This window comes from Cyanobium sp. Alchichica 3B3-8F6, from assembly GCF_024346435.1.
GTDB lineage: Bacteria > Cyanobacteriota > Cyanobacteriia > PCC-6307 > Cyanobiaceae > Cyanobium_A.
On the sequence record NZ_JAGQCZ010000008.1, the window covers coordinates 53,947 to 67,081 of the forward strand.

The window sequence follows — 13,135 nt, forward strand, 5'->3', positions numbered from 1 at the left end:
GAGTTCACACCCCTGACAAACGCCCGGCAGGCAGGCAGGATCGAAGCAGAACTGGCAGCCGGCCTTGATGACCCCAGCCCCTGACCAAGCCGCGATCAGCACCGATGCCAGCCCCAACGGCGCTTCCCTCGCCTGGGTGCCCTGGCTGCAGGCCGGCGTCACGGCAATGCTGGTGGTGCTTTTTTTGGTGATCGTAGGCAAATCCCGCCAGCAGAACGACACGATCCGCCAGCTGCAGGAGCGGGTGCAGGGGTTGGAGAACAGCCGGGCCCTTGATCGCACCACTGGCCTGGAACAGCAGCTGCGCACCACCGTGGAGCGGCTGCAGGCGGTGGAGCGCAACAGCACCCGCATCGATGGGCTGAGCCGCGAAACCGCCAACCTGCGGGCCGAGCTCAGCAAGTTGCGCGCAGCCCGCCCCAGCGAAGCGACTGACCCGAAAACCGATGAGCTGCCTTTGGGAGTGCCGCCCCTGCCGCCTGTGCGCCCCCCTGCAGCTGCCAACTGATCAGGTTTTCAACCTTTGACTGCATCGCCGGCGGCGCTGGGCAGAATGTAGCGCTGCAGGCCGATAAACACCACCAGCACCGGCAGGATCGAAATCACCGCTCCTGCCGCCACCAGGCGCCAGTCGAGCGAAAAGCTGCTGGCCAGCTGCTGCAGCCCAAGCGGCAGGGTGTAGAGCTCGGGTTCATCGAGGATCACCAGGGGCCAGAGAAAATCGCTCCAGGTGCCGATAAATACGAACATCGCCAGGGTGATCAAGTCGGCCCGGGCCGCTGGAATCATCACGTTCCACCACTCCCCCAGCGGCGTGCAGCCATCGCAACGGGCCGCATCCTCCAGCTCCACTGGCACCCCCAGGAAGCTCTGCCGCAGCAGGAAAATGCCAAAGGCGGTGGCCGCCTGAGGAATGATCAGGGCCCAAAGGGTATTGCGCAGGCCGATCTGCACCATCAGCAGGTAGAGCGGAATCATCACCACCTGAAAAGGGATCAAAATCGTTGCTACCACTAGGGCCAACACCAAGCCCCGGCCGCGAAAATTCATGCGGGCCAGCGGATAGGCCGCCAGCGAGCAGAAGAGCACGTTGGCCAGCACCGCCAGGCCACTCACAATCGTGCTGTTGAGCAGGTAGGTGCCGATTGGATTGTCGGTAAAAAGGCGCCTGTAGGCCTCAAAGCTGGGCTGACTGGGCCAGAGGGCTGGCGGGCTGGTGAAAATGTTCTCCGCCGGACCCTTGAGCGAGGTGCTCACCAGCCACAGCAGCGGCACCAGCATCGCCAGGGCCACCAGCAACAGCAAAATCAGCTGAGCGGCGGCACTGAGCCGTGAGCGGCGCGGTCCGGAGAGGGGCAGGCTCATGGCGGGGGGAGCTAGAAGGAATCAGATGACTCAGGGGGAGGGGACTGGCTAGGGGGGATGTCATGTTTTGGCGCTTAGCTTAGTCTTGGCTTAGCTAATCAATAAAAACAGCATCTAGCTCAGGGCGTGATCCCAAACTGAAGCGCCATTCCCACCCACCTGCCTAGACCCGCGGCCGGTCGGCCAAGGGCAGTTCGCCCAGGGCGGGCAGGGGCGCCTTCTGGGGATGCAGCGGCTGATGACGCCCCCCGGCCAGCAGCCGATTAAGGGCGTTCACGAAGGCCTGGGCGGCGGCCACCACGATGTCGGTGTCGGCGGAGTGGCCCGAGTAGAGCACGCCCTGGTGGCGTAGGCGGATCGTCACGTCGCCCATGGCGTCGATGCCTTCCGTTACCGATTTCACCGAGAATTCCACCAGCTCATTGGGCACGTTGGCCAGGCGGTTGAGCGCTTGGCACACCGCATCCACGGGCCCCGTGCCGATCGCCGCCTCGGTGAGTTCGGCGCCATCGGCCGTCACCAGGGTGACGGTGGCGGTGGGCTGCAGGCCCGTGCCACAGCTCACCTGCACGCTCTTGAGCGTGAAGCTGCCGTCGTCCTGCTGCTGCACCTGCTCGCTGACGATCGCTTCGAGATCCCGATCGCTGATCTCGCGCTTGCGGTCGGCCAGCTCCTTGAAGCGGGCAAAGGCATCGTTGAGATCTTCGCGCTCGAGGGTGTAGCCGAGCTCCTCGAGCCGGGCCCGGAAGGCGCTGCGGCCGCTCAGCTTGCCCAGGGAGATGCGGTTGTCGGCCAGACCGACGGTGCGGGCGTCGATGATTTCGTAGGTGAGGCGGTTTTTGAGCACGCCGTCCTGGTGGATGCCCGATTCATGGGCAAAGGCATTGGCGCCCACGATCGCCTTGTTGGGCTGCACCGCCATGCCGGTGAGGTTGCTCACCAGCCGCGAGGTTTTGGTGATCTCCTCAGTGCGCACGCCGGTGAGCGGCTCAGTGGAGTCGGCCGGCCGGCCCAGGAACGGATTGAAGTAGCTGCGGCGCACGTGCAGCGCCATCACCAGCTCCTCGAGCGAGGCGTTGCCAGCCCGCTCGCCGATGCCGTTGATCGTGCACTCCAGCTGGCGGGCCCCGTTCTTGACGGCCTCAAGGAAGTTGGCCACCGCCAGGCCCAGGTCGTTGTGGCCGTGCACCGAGATCACGGCCTGGTCGATGTTGGGCACGCTGGCGTTGATGCCGGCGATCAGGGCGCCGAATTCCGCGGGCGTGGCGTAGCCCACCGTGTCGGGAATGTTAATCGTGGTGGCACCGGCGTTGATCGCTGCCTCGATCACCTGATGCATGAACTCGGGATCGCTGCGCCCGGCGTCTTCGCAGGAAAACTCGACGTCATCGACCAGCGAGCGGGCGTAGGCCACCATTTCGGCGGTGATTGCCAGCACTTCGGCGCGGCTCTTGCGCAGCTTGTGCTCGAGGTGGATGTCGCTGGTGGCGATGAAGGTGTGGATGCGCTTGTGGGCGGCCGGCGCCACCGCATCGGCACAGGCCTTGATGTCGCCGGCTGCCGCCCGGGCCAGGCCGCAGATGGTGGGGCCATCCGGGGTGCCGACGCTTTCGGCGATGCGCTGCACGGCGTTGAAATCGCCGGGGCTGGCGAAGGGGAAGCCGGCCTCGATGATGTCCACCCCCAGGCGCGCCAGCTGCTGGGCGATCGCCAGCTTCTCTTCCAGGTTGAGGCTGGCGCCGGGCGACTGCTCGCCGTCGCGCAACGTGGTGTCGAAAATCAGAACGCGGCCGGGATCGCGGGCCATCGGGGCTCCTGGGGCGAACCAGCCCTTAAGCGGACTGGCTATGAGTTAGCCCCATTGTAGGGGGCGCCCGAACGTTGCGCCTACAGTGCAACTACCGCGGGAAGGTCATGGCCGCAGGCGATCTGGCCCTCGTCCTCCACGCGCATCTGCCCTACGTGCGCTCGAGCGAGCCCGGATCGCTGGAGGAGGACTGGTATTTCCAGGCGCTGCAGGAGTGCTACCTGCCGCTGCTGGCCGTGCTCGAGGCCGCCGCGGCTGACCGGCGCCAGCACGCCCGGCTCACCCTCGGCCTCTCGCCCACCCTGCTGTCGCTGCTGGCCGACCGCCCCCTCAACGCCCGCTTCCTGCCCTGGATCGCCCTGCGCCAGGAGCTGCTGCAGCAGGCGCCGCAGGAGCTCGGCGAGGCTGCCACCCACCTGGCCAGCCAGCTTGATGCGGTGGTGGAGCAGTGGATCCAGATCGAGGGGGCCCTGATCCCCCGCTTCCGGCGCCTGCAGCAGCAGGGCGTGCTCGACCTGATCACCTGCGGCGCCACCCACGGCTACCTGCCCCTGCTGCGCCAGGTGCCCGAGGCGGTGCGGGCCCAGCTGGTCACGGCAGTGCGCGAGCACGAGCGGCTGCTGGGTGAGCGGCCCCTGGGCATCTGGCTGCCGGAATGCGCCTACTACGAAGGCCTCGATCAGCAGCTGGTGAGCTGCGGCCTGCGCTACTCGGTGCTCGATGCCCACGGCCTGCTGCACGCCCTGCCGCGCCCCCGCTATGGCGTGTTCGCACCGATCTGCTCGCCGGCTGGGGCCGCCTTCTTTGGCCGCGACAGCAGCGCCACCCTGCCGGTTTGGAGCGCCCGCGAGGGCTACCCCGGCGATGGCGCCTACCGGGAATTCCACCGCGACCTGGGCTGGGATCTACCCGACAGCGAATTAACCAGCCATGCCATCGCCAGCCGCCGGCCCCTCGGCCTGAAGCTGCATCGGGTCACGGCCCAGGGCTGCCCACTCCACCAGAAGTTGCCCTACGAGCCTGAGGTTGCCGCCGAGCGCATTGAGCAACACGCCGCCGCCTACCTGGAGGGCCGGGCCGAGGAACTGACCGGGCTGGCACGCTCGATGGAGCGCCGGCCCCTGCTGGTGGCCCCCTTCGACGCTGAACTGTTTGGCCACTGGTGGTTTGAAGGGCCCCAGTTCCTGGCCGCCCTGTTTCGCCAAGCCAGCGCAGCCGGGGTGCGCCTGGTGACCCTGCGCGAGAGCCTGGCCAGCGGCGATCCCCTGCAGGTGTGCCGCCCCTCCCCCAGCAGCTGGGGCCAGGGTGGCTACCACGACTATTGGCTCAACGAGACCAACGCCTGGGTGGTGGCGGAGTGGCAACGGGCCTCCCTGGCGATGGTGCGGCGGGTGCAGCAGGGAGTGGGCAGCGAGGCCCAGCGCAACCTGCTCACCCAGGCTGGCCGCGAGCTGCTGCTGGCCCAGAGCTCCGACTGGAGCTTCATCCTGCGGGCCGGCACCACCACCGAGCTGGCCAAGGAGCGGATCGAGCGTCACCTCGACCGCTTCTGGCGCCTGATCGATGCCATCGACAACGGCACCGAGCTTCCGGCCCAATGGCTCGAGGCCATCAGCGTCGAAGACGGGCTGTTTCCGCTGCTCAATGCCGCTGATTGGGCAGGCATGCCATCGGCCTGAGCAGGCGATCAGCGGCCCAAACCAATCAAGCAGACGGATTCAATCATTCCAGCGACGGTCTTCATTATCCAGGATAACCTGCTTGATTTCACAGGTGTTTTTATCGACCCATATATTATACTCTTTTCCATTTTTTACGGCATCAAACTTGTCATATGGCCGATCCCAGTCGTTGTCGACATCGGTAATAAAATAGCCCATGGACTTAATCTTCTTCGTGCACTTCGAGTAGTCGGCGTTGGCCGCAAGGGGCGCGAACGCTCCGGCTAAAAGACCGAGGAGCAGGAGAGCACGTGAAAATGTCGTCATGTTGGTGAAATTGTTGAGGACCATTGCGCCAGCAGCTAATCCAGCAACAAATAAATCATACCAGGGGCGAACTACATGCTCCGTGTTCTTCTGGTGCTCAGACCCAGCTGGGCACCAGAAGGCCGGCTTTACACCCAGTGATAGTGGCAAACAGGATCAGCATTGCAGCCATCAACTCCACTCGGCATCCATCAGGGATAAGAAAGTGGAGCAGTTGAGCCGCAGCTAGCCTCGAAAACTGCATCAGCTTCTCCCGGCCCAACGGATACGCGGCCTGGTTACTGCACATCGCGAGGAGCCACGGCGCTGCCAGCCGGCCAGCGGCATCCCCTGCAGGCGGGGCCGCCGGCAGGGATTAAGGGTGGATTCCCCCTGGGGTGATGTCACCGTGCCCGCCTCCCAGTTGGTGGGGAACGTACGGGAACTGGGGTCGGTCGATGGGCTGATCGTGGCGATCAAGTCCACCGCCAACCACCAGCTTGCTGGGCTGCTGGCGGGGCTTGCGGCGCCAGCAGCGGTGATCCTGCTGCTGCAGAACGGGCTGGGTGGAGAAGCCGTTGCCGAGGCCTCACCGGGCTCGATCGTGCTGGGAGGGGTCTGCGACATCGCTTGCAGCCGGGTGGCCCCAGCGCATGTGAAGCATTACGCCGCGGGACTGATCCATCTCGCCCCCTGGAGCGCCACGGGCGAACCGTCCGATGAAGCTCAGCAGGCTTGCAACTGGGTGGCGGACGACCTACGAGCCGCTGGTGTTCCAATCGACTGCGGCGAGAGCCTCCAGCGCATGCGCTGGCGCAAGCTGGTCTGGAATATGGCGTTCTCGGGTCTGTGCGTTGTCAGCGGCAGGGGCACCCAGGGGGTGTTGGCTGACGCCGCTCTGCGGGACCGTCTCGAGCGGATCATGCAGGAGGTGGTGGAGGCGGCAGCGGCGACGGGGAATCCCCTGGATGCCAACGTAGTGGCCAGCTTCCTCGCCCAGACTGAAGCGATTCCCGACTATGCACCGAGCATGCAACTGGATGCGCGGGCGGGACGGCCAATGGAGCTGCAGACGATCTATCGCAACCCCCTGCAACGCGGACAGAGCTGCGGGGCGGCGATGCCCGAGACGGCCCAACTGCTGGGGGAATTGGAGGCACCCACCTCCATCGATTAGGCGGTGCTGTAAGTGACGTGACCAGATGTGGCGATTGGTCACCATCCTCGAATCAGAGCGTTTTCTGCATGAACAGCCAGATAGCGTGAACTGTTGCTGGAGGCTCTGCCCCCTGATAAGGCTCAATCTCCACGAAGCCTGCTGCCTTGTAGATGGACTGGGCCGCCTTCATGAACACACCGGTATCCAACTTGAGCATGGCGTAGCCAAAGCGGCGCGCCTCGCTGATCAGCTGCTGCAACACCATTGTGCCGATGCCACATCCACGATATTCGGGTCTCGTATAAATTCGAACCACTTCGGCACTGCCGTCGGGTAGACGGCGCAATCCACCCATGCCAACGGACCGTCCGTGGATTGTGGCGAAATAGAACACACTTTCAGGAGGGGTGCTGCGGCAGACGCTCACCATGACTGAGTCGATATACGGCTCCAGCTCCATGCCAACTAGCTCTGGGATGGAACAGCCCATCGCCTGCTGAATCTCACCGTTCATCCACGCAAAGTAGTCACTGGTTAAAACCAAGACGATATGCCGATGCTCAGGCTTATCAAAATCAGCGAGCATCAGCTCAACGGGACTACTTTCAGCTCGATTCATGATGTTGGCGATACGATTCCCTGAGCTTAATTGGATTTCAGTAAGTTGTTTTTGGCCAGCAACTAGTGGGCCATCGAGCAGGCGGGCAGCCGCAGCCCGAGGCTGCTGCAGCTGGGCCAGGTCGGCCCCATCAAGAATAGGGGCTTGTCGGGCGGGAGCAGCACCGCTTCGCCGGCCTGCAGGCGGGCAACCAGGGCGGCGGGCCCGAGCAAGGCGGTCATGCGCTCCGATCAGGCATCAAGGCGGGCCAACCAGGCTGCAGCAGGTTCGATCGCAATGACTCCGCGCCGTTCGACCTGTCTGGCATCGCGCACCAATTGCACCGCTTCGGCATCAACGCATTGTGTTGCAAAGCGTGCCAAGGCCCGATGGGGCCTGGTGTCTGACAACTTGCACTCCAGCAGCTGGTAGAGGGCACCATCACAACTCAGGCAGAAATCAACCTCGGCACCATCCTTGGTGCGGATGTAGTGAAGGCCGACGTCGCGGCCGGTGGTGTCGCCGCGGTAGTGCACCTGCTTGCAGAGCATGACGGCGACCGCATTCTCAAAACGCACGCCCTCATCACCCTTCACCATGCCGGTATCGATGAAATACACCTTTGGGGCCTGCAGCAGTGAGCGGGCAATGTTGCGGTGCCAGGGCTGTACCAGAATCACCACGTGGAGCGCCTGCAGGATCTGCAGATAACGCTTCAAGGTGGTGGGCGACACCGCCAGGTCTCGGGCCACGGAAGCCAGCGACAGGGGCGAGCCCACGCGTTCGCGCAGCAGCTCCACAAACACCCGCATCGCATTGATCTCCTGCAGGCGTGAAAACTCGAGCACGTCTTCACGAATCAGGTCAGTGGCGTACTGACGGCGCCAACGCCTGGCTTCATCGGCACTTTCAGCCAGTGCAGGCTCGGGGAAGCCACCGCGCTCGATCAGATGCAGCAGCGCCCGCTCGGGCCCAGCTCCGGTCTGCGTGCACCATTCGCGCACCGAAATGGGATCGAGGTGCAGATGCAGATAACGGCCGGCCAATGACTCGCCCGATTGCCGAAAGGTGTCCATGCGGGCACTGCCGGTGACCAGCAGCGCTTGCTCTGCAGGCTTGGCATCGATAACCCCCTTGAGCCATGGCTTCCACGCAGGCATCTTGTGGATCTCGTCGAGAACCACCAAAGCTGCCCGCGGATCCCATGACTGCCGCAGCAGCACAGCACGATCGGCGGGGACGTCCCAGTTGAGGTAGCTCGCCGAGCTGACCTGCCCGATGAGCTGCCGGGCCAGTGTCGTCTTGCCAACCTGACGGGCACCCGTCAGCACAACAGCCTTGCGGGCCAGATCACGGCGAAGCTGGGCCTCGAGATAGCGTTGCATGCGACCAAACTAGCGGCTAGTGGCAAAAAGTCGCGACTTTTTGATCACGAGCTGGCAGAAAGTCGCAACTTGCCGGCATCACAGCGGCGCCCTGGCGCTGGCAAAGACATGCGAGCGCCGCCAGGCTGCGCTGCAACGCCTGCCAACCCAACCCACCGCCGGGGCCTCAGGACTGCCTGGGCTGCGGGCAGACGCCTGCTGCTGCAACACCTGGTGGGTGATGGCTGGGATAGACAACCCCGGTGCCGCCAGCACGCCATCAGCGCCCTGTCCGCTCCGACGGGCTGAGCCGCACCCAGTAATCGAAGAGCGCCTCCATCTGTCCGCGGGCCTGCTCGCGCGCCAGCCAGGCGTTGATGTAGCGGCGCAGGGCAGCGTCATCACCTGCGATCGTCCAGACCAGCTCGCCGGCCAGGCGATCCTCGAACGGGGCAATCAAGGTGGTGCGGGGGTGCAGCACCGCCCAGGAGGAGCCACCCTCGGCGGTGGTGAGCAGGCCATCGAAACGGCTCTGACCATCAGCGCCGAAAAACAAATCCTTGCTGGCCAGGGGCTGCAGCTGCAGGCTGAGGCGCCCCTGGGTGCCCGCCAGCTCCTGGCGCAGCTGATCGCGCAGCTCCGGGGTGAGCAGCTGCGGATCGGTAACGGCAATCAGCAGCGGCCGCATCAACCGCTGCTGGCGCAGGTTCTGGAGCAGGGCCACCTTGGCATCGGGCACCACCAGCCAGGGCCAGATGCACCCGCTGGTAGCCCTGGCTGAGCTGGTGGCGCACGGCCCGCTGAGGGCTGGTCTGGATGCCGCCCACCGCCAGATCAATCCAGGCCGAATCCATCCAGCGTTCCAGGCTCTCCAGATCGGCCTCGCGCACCTCCAGGCGCACGCCGAGGCTACGCGCCAGGGCTGACACCAGATCAAGGTCGTAGCCCACCAGCTCTCCGCGGCCGTTGCGATACGCCCAGGGCATGCCGTCAGAGCGAACCCCCACCCGCAGCACCCGCCGCTGCAGGATCGCCGCCAGGCTCACCGGCCCCGGCTGCAGCTGCTGCAGCGCAGGCGGCGGCTTGAGCTGGTCGATAGATCCGAGGGCCAGCAGCTTCTGATCGTTGCGGTAGGTGCCCTCGAGCGCCTGCGCCAGCTGGGCCCGGGCCAAGCGGCCGCCGCCCAAGGCAAACAGAGCAGCCAGCAGAGGCGCCGCCAGCAGAGGCAGCGGCCGCAGGCGGCAGCGGCCCACAGCCCGGGCATAGACGAGCACCGCCAGCACCACCAACCCCTCGAGGGACAGCACCTTCTCAAAGCGGTAGAGCCACTCGCCGTTGATGTAGATCAGCTGGAGCAGATCAAGCGGCAGACCGCGGGCCTGCAGCTCCTCGCGGATCACCGCCTTCAGCCCGGAAACGGCGGCCGGGATGGCCGTGAGCAGCATCCTGGCGCTCTGGGCGGGGCTCAACGGCTGATCCACATACCAGCCGGCGAAGGGGATGAACCAGAGCGCCGCCACCTGCCCCAGGGTGGGCAGGGCATAGCCGAGTGACACCAGCGGGGCCAGTTCATCGGCGGCCTGGGGCTGGCGCCCGCCTGGATCGAGGCTGGCGGGCAGTTCGTGGCGCAGGTTCTCCACCAGCATCGGCAGCGTAATCAGAAGGTTGGCGCTGCTGGCGGTGAGCACCAGCGGCCCCCGGATCGCGCGCCAGAGCAGACCCGCCGGCAGAGGCACCAGGGCCAGCAGCATGCCGGCGCACAGGATCGTGAGCAGCAGGAAGTCGAGCATCGAGAGCTGGAAGAAACCCTGGATGCGCAGCAGCTGCGGCCAGTCGAGCCGGGCAGTGTTAAGGGCCGTGAGCGCGAAGATGCCGAAGGGAACGATCCGCGCCACCAGGCGGTTGAGCCCCGAAAACAGCTGCCGGATCACCTCCAGGGGCTCCAGCAGCCGGGCCTTGGTCTCCAGGCTCTGGAGCACCATCCCCAGCACCGAGCTGAACAGCACCACGGCGGGAAAATTGTCTGCGGCTAGGCCGCTGAAGATGTTGTCGGGCAAATACACCCCCAGCAGATCGACCGGCTGCGGTCGCTCGAATAGCCCGGCGTGAAAAAACTGGGAGGTGACCAGGGGCGGCAGGAAGCACGGCAGCAGCAGCACCACTGCCCCCGCCGCGAACCACAGGCCCAGCAGCACCACCAGCCCGGAGCGCACGAAGCTGCGCAGCATGCCCGGCTGCAACGAGCCGAAGCCCACCACCAGCTCGCAGATCAAAAACGGCATCACAACGATCTGGGAGGCCTGCAGAAACAGCCGACCGAGGGGCTCGAGCGCCTCGGCAGCCTGGGGCCAGAGCAGGCCCACCAGCACGCCCAGCGGCAGCATCAACAGGCACTGGTTGCCGATTGAACGCGGCCAGAGCGATCCCAGAGTGCGGCGCGCAGCCATCAGCTGCCCACCGGCCAGGCCAGCCGCAGGCCCAGCGCCAGCTCCCGCCCCTGCATGGCCATCAGGCCGGCCTTCACGCTCCAGGGGGCGGTGGCAAACAACCGCACCATGGCCGCCACCAATTCGGGAACGCTGGCGGTGTTGGCCAGGAAGCCATACCACTGGGCATCGGGCAGGGCGAAGAAGGTGGCGAAGTGGGCCCGCAGCTGGGACTCGGAGAAACGCATCAGCTTCTCCAGTCCGAATTGGTAGAGCGCATGCTTGCGGCGCAGCTCCAACGACCACAACGCCTGCCAGCCCGCCTGGGCCAATTGGGCTGGTGAAGCCGCGGGATCCGCCTCCAGCGCCGCCGCCACCGCATCCGCCACCGCCGGAGCCCGGCGCAGCAGCGCCCCCACCATGTAGCCCGAGGCCGGATGCACCATCGCCGCGGCCCCACCGAAGCCCAGCACCGGCTGATCGAGATCCGGCAGGGGCAGGTTCATCGGGAACAGGCAAAACTCCTCGTGCTCCACCTGCTCGATCGCCACGCCGCGATGGGCCAGGCGCCGCTCCAGCCGCTGCTGCAGCACCGCATAGGGCACCGGCGGCGCCAGGGCTAGGGAGGTTTCCTCGACGAAGAAACGACCGCCGCCCAGGTCCATCGCATACAGAAACGTGGGGGGCGCCTGCCGCTCCGCGGCGCTGAGGTGATCGGCGCGGTAATCCATCAGCACGAATTGCCCCGGCTCCACCGGCGGCGCCGAAAACCGCCCCACCACCCCGTAGGCCGCCTGCCCCGCCACTGGCCCCCGCTCAGGCCGCTGCACAAACACCGCCTGGTGGCCGCTGGCATCCACCACCAGCCGCGCCTCAAGCACGGCGCCATCCGTGCAGGTGAGCCGACTGCGGCCACCCCCATGGCTCAGCTCCTGCGCCAACCCCCGCAGCCACTGCACGCCAGCCGCCTCGCAGCGCCCCAGCCAGAACTGCTGCAGCCGAGTTTTGTCGAACAGGCCGTAGTCGCGGCCGTGGCGGGTGGGGCTGTTGGCTGGATCGGCAGGATCACTGCTGCCGGAGCCGAAGTAGCTGCAGGTGTGGCTCCAGCGGTGCTCCAGCAGATGGCCCAGGCCGAGGGCATCCACCTCATCGCCCCAGATGCCGTAGGTGTTGGGCCAGGGATCGCGGGGATCAGCCGCGGCCAGCACGGCCACCTGCAGCTGGCGCTCCGCCAGCTCAGCGGCGATGGCCAGGGCCGCCGGGCCGCCACCCACCACCAGCACGTCAGAAACCGGCACGTCAGACATCGGGCAGGTGGATGTCGAGGCTGGCGCGATTGTTGAGCTGGAGAGCGGCCTCCTCCAGGATCTGACCCTCGGGATCGGCGATCACCACGAGGCGATGGGTCCCAGCGGGCAGCTGCAGGGGCACGCTGAAGGTTTCGCTGGCACCGGCCGCCAGCCAGGGGAGCCGCAGATAGCGATGGCCGCTGTAGCGGTCGTTGACCACCACGGCAACGCCCACATCGCTCACATCCATCGCCCCACGGTTGGCCACGGTGAAGTGGGCGCTGCCATCGCGGAAGTGCAGCGCCTCAATGGCCAGATCACTCACCAGCTGGTGGAGGTGCTGCAGGGGATAGAGCACCAGCCGCTGCAGGGAGGCCAGCCGCGTGCCGGGATGTTCGTGGTGCAGGTGGCCGCCGTAGCGCAGATCGGTGCTGCAGCCGTGCAGATGCAGATGGGCATGGGGGTCGGGGATGGTGACCCGGCCCAAGGCCGGATCGGTATCGAAGAAGCCGCAGCAATCCCACTCCAGGGAGCGGTCCAGAAAGCGGATCGGATCGCTGGGATCCCCAGGATCCTCCGGAGCCAACCGGTAGTGCTGCAGCAGCTGGTAGATGCTGCGCGCTGCGCTGCCGTCGCTGGCCGCACTGCTGGCGATGGCGGTGTTGCGCCGCTGCTGCCCCATGCACAGCTTCGAGGCCACCGTGATCACCAGCGACTCCCACTGCGACACCAGGCGCAGGCCATAAATCGGCGCCTCCGCTAACCGACCCTGGTGCCGCAGCTGGGCAATCGCCTCGGCCACCAGCTCCTGCAACGGCCGGCCCCGCACCTCGCACAGGCTGGCCAGATCCACCGGCGTGCGCACGGCGGTGGCATCACCGCTGAAGCACACGTAGGGGAAGTGGCTGCTGCCATCCCCAGGCCGCAAGGGCCGAATGCCGCCATCGCTGGCCTGGCATTTCCAGATCGTGGTTGCCGCGCCATCGGCATCCTGCAGGAAGGTGAGCTCGCCGTTGTCGATGCTGGTGGTGGTGCCCAGGCCGAGCACGTCACCCTGGAGAGGAATGCGCTCCAGGGGCAGGTGCTCATTCACATCACCCTGAATCAGATCGCGGACGGTGTTAGCAATCCAGAAGTCGGCCATGGGGATAGGCCTGGGA

The 13,135-nt window shown here is 65.9% G+C and carries 13 protein-coding genes; 3 read left to right on the forward strand and 10 right to left on the reverse strand.

Going from position 1 to position 13,135, the window contains the following annotated elements:
• Nucleotides 1-67: 67 nt before the first annotated feature.
• Nucleotides 68-508 (forward strand): hypothetical protein, encoded by a 441-nt coding sequence (locus KBY65_RS08135; protein ID WP_255001202.1) that lies wholly within the window; start codon nt 68-70, stop codon nt 506-508.
• An 8-nt stretch (nt 509-516) separates the two neighbouring features.
• Here KBY65_RS08135 and KBY65_RS08140 read toward each other — a convergent pair whose 3' ends face one another.
• Nucleotides 517-1,365 carry a carbohydrate ABC transporter permease gene (locus tag KBY65_RS08140; RefSeq protein ID WP_255001204.1) on the reverse strand — a complete coding sequence of 283 codons (849 nt, stop codon included), beginning with the start codon at nt 1,363-1,365 and terminating at the stop codon, nt 517-519.
• A 163-nt stretch (nt 1,366-1,528) separates the two neighbouring features.
• Nucleotides 1,529-3,172 (reverse strand): 2-isopropylmalate synthase, encoded by a 1,644-nt coding sequence (locus KBY65_RS08145; RefSeq protein ID WP_255001205.1) that lies wholly within the window; start codon nt 3,170-3,172, stop codon nt 1,529-1,531.
• A gap of 107 nt (nt 3,173-3,279) precedes the next feature.
• Between KBY65_RS08145 and KBY65_RS08150 the strand changes: the two genes are divergently transcribed.
• Complete coding sequence (locus KBY65_RS08150) at nt 3,280-4,851, forward strand: glycoside hydrolase family 57 protein (protein WP_255001206.1); 1,572 nt, start codon at nt 3,280-3,282, stop codon at nt 4,849-4,851.
• A 39-nt stretch (nt 4,852-4,890) separates the two neighbouring features.
• On the opposite strand, the gene KBY65_RS08155 is transcribed toward KBY65_RS08150, so the two are convergent.
• Nucleotides 4,891-5,310 carry a hypothetical protein gene (locus KBY65_RS08155; protein WP_255001207.1) on the reverse strand — a complete coding sequence of 140 codons (420 nt, stop codon included), beginning with the start codon at nt 5,308-5,310 and terminating at the stop codon, nt 4,891-4,893.
• Between the two features lie 175 nt (nt 5,311-5,485).
• Here KBY65_RS08155 and KBY65_RS08160 point away from each other — a divergent pair, with 175 nt between their 5' ends.
• Nucleotides 5,486-6,316 (forward strand): 2-dehydropantoate 2-reductase, encoded by an 831-nt coding sequence (locus KBY65_RS08160; protein ID WP_255001305.1) that lies wholly within the window; start codon nt 5,486-5,488, stop codon nt 6,314-6,316.
• A 52-nt stretch (nt 6,317-6,368) separates the two neighbouring features.
• On the opposite strand, the gene KBY65_RS08165 is transcribed toward KBY65_RS08160, so the two are convergent.
• From KBY65_RS08165 to KBY65_RS08195, 7 genes are all read right to left on the reverse strand, one after another.
• Entirely contained in the window at nt 6,369-6,884 is a 516-nt protein-coding gene (locus tag KBY65_RS08165) for a GNAT family N-acetyltransferase (protein WP_255001209.1), read from the reverse strand.
• Between the two features lie 95 nt (nt 6,885-6,979).
• Entirely contained in the window at nt 6,980-7,138 is a 159-nt protein-coding gene (locus tag KBY65_RS08170) for a hypothetical protein (protein WP_255001210.1), read from the reverse strand.
• 9 nt (nt 7,139-7,147) lie between these two features.
• A complete protein-coding gene (locus KBY65_RS08175) occupies nt 7,148-8,281 on the reverse strand; it encodes an ATP-binding protein (protein ID WP_094559769.1) in 1,134 nt (377 codons plus the stop codon).
• Between the two features lie 259 nt (nt 8,282-8,540).
• The gene (locus tag KBY65_RS08180; protein ID WP_255001212.1) at nt 8,541-8,816 is read right to left on the reverse strand and encodes a hypothetical protein; all 276 of its coding nucleotides are present in this window, start codon (nt 8,814-8,816) and stop codon (nt 8,541-8,543) included.
• A complete protein-coding gene (locus KBY65_RS08185) occupies nt 8,800-10,707 on the reverse strand; it encodes a cation:dicarboxylate symporter family transporter (RefSeq protein WP_255001213.1) in 1,908 nt (635 codons plus the stop codon). The genes KBY65_RS08180 and KBY65_RS08185 overlap by 17 nt, the downstream gene beginning before the upstream one ends.
• Nucleotides 10,707-11,993: a lycopene beta cyclase gene (gene crtL / locus KBY65_RS08190; RefSeq protein ID WP_255001214.1), complete on the reverse strand. Its 1,287-nt coding sequence runs from the start codon at nt 11,991-11,993 to the stop codon at nt 10,707-10,709. The genes KBY65_RS08185 and crtL overlap by 1 nt, the downstream gene beginning before the upstream one ends.
• On the reverse strand, nt 11,986-13,119 hold the full coding sequence (locus KBY65_RS08195) for a CARDB domain-containing protein (RefSeq protein ID WP_255001215.1): 1,134 nt from the start codon (nt 13,117-13,119) through the stop codon (nt 11,986-11,988). The genes crtL and KBY65_RS08195 overlap by 8 nt, the downstream gene beginning before the upstream one ends.
• Between the last annotated feature and the right edge of the window lie 16 nt (nt 13,120-13,135).

Bases quoted from the DNA above. Each gene is read 5' to 3' on its own strand.
- KBY65_RS08135 (WP_255001202.1), top strand. From the start codon at position 68: ATGACCCCAGCCCCTGACCAAGCCGCGATCAGCACCGATGCCAGCCCC.
- KBY65_RS08140 (WP_255001204.1), bottom strand. From the start codon at position 1,365: ATGAGCCTGCCCCTCTCCGGACCGCGCCGCTCACGGCTCAGTGCCGCC.
- KBY65_RS08145 (WP_255001205.1), bottom strand. From the start codon at position 3,172: ATGGCCCGCGATCCCGGCCGCGTTCTGATTTTCGACACCACGTTGCGC.
- KBY65_RS08150 (WP_255001206.1), top strand. From the start codon at position 3,280: ATGGCCGCAGGCGATCTGGCCCTCGTCCTCCACGCGCATCTGCCCTAC.
- KBY65_RS08165 (WP_255001209.1), bottom strand. From the start codon at position 6,884: ATGCTCGCTGATTTTGATAAGCCTGAGCATCGGCATATCGTCTTGGTT.
- KBY65_RS08170 (WP_255001210.1), bottom strand. From the start codon at position 7,138: ATGACCGCCTTGCTCGGGCCCGCCGCCCTGGTTGCCCGCCTGCAGGCC.
- KBY65_RS08175 (WP_094559769.1), bottom strand. From the start codon at position 8,281: ATGCAACGCTATCTCGAGGCCCAGCTTCGCCGTGATCTGGCCCGCAAG.
- KBY65_RS08185 (WP_255001213.1), bottom strand. From the start codon at position 10,707: ATGGCTGCGCGCCGCACTCTGGGATCGCTCTGGCCGCGTTCAATCGGC.
- crtL (WP_255001214.1), bottom strand. From the start codon at position 11,993: ATGTCTGACGTGCCGGTTTCTGACGTGCTGGTGGTGGGTGGCGGCCCG.
- KBY65_RS08195 (WP_255001215.1), bottom strand. From the start codon at position 13,119: ATGGCCGACTTCTGGATTGCTAACACCGTCCGCGATCTGATTCAGGGT.